1 protein-coding gene is annotated in these 644 nt (G+C 42.4%); it reads right to left on the bottom strand.

Annotated elements, in window-relative coordinates:
- Nucleotides 1-577 (bottom strand): IS21 family transposase (gene istA / locus ACFSCZ_RS17660; protein ID WP_380775825.1); only part of this gene is annotated, 577 nt, incomplete at its 3' end.
- Nucleotides 578-644 lie beyond the last annotated feature (67 nt).

Genomic DNA, 644 nt, shown 5'->3' with positions numbered 1-644 from the left:
GGGAAACAGGCAATGAGATTAAGGCGAATTTTTCCTCTTCCGTGAATGCCGTAAGCCTGTTTCCTTTCTTTTTCTGAAAGGGCTTTGTATTAAACTCCGTTAATTTCTCTTTAATAGCCAGGTTTAGCTCCGTAATGGAGAAAAACTGCTGGTTGCGAAGAGAAGCGATAATCCAAGTCGTTATGTTGCCTACAGTACCTTCAGCGCTTGCCTTATCTTTGGGATGGCGAACCCTTGCCGGAATAATGGTTGTGTTATAATGTTCCGCCATTTCTTGATAAATACGATTAATCGTAGGTTCGGTCCGTGAGGCTTTTACTACGCCTGTTTTTAGATTATCCGGAACAATAATCCTTGTAACACCGCCGTAGAACTGAAAAGCATGTATATGTGCTGTTATCCAACTTTCCGTGTCCATGGACAGAAAAGCTTCTACATATGCATATTGACTGCACGGAAGGGCTGAAACAAATACATACGCAGGTATGTCTTCACCGGTGATATTGTCTTTGATATGCATGGTTTGTCCTGCCCAATCGACCTCCAACAGTTCCCCTGGTTTACGTTTGATTCGCATCGTGGCTTTTGTTTTCGATGCGTACGCATGATAAAATCGACAGAATTGTCGATAACTGTATGGAATT

Origin of the sequence: Siminovitchia sediminis (genome assembly GCF_042680885.1) — a bacterium.
GTDB lineage: Bacteria > Bacillota > Bacilli > Bacillales > Bacillaceae_C > Siminovitchia > Siminovitchia sediminis.
This window is presented reverse-complemented; position numbering and strand designations above follow the sequence as displayed.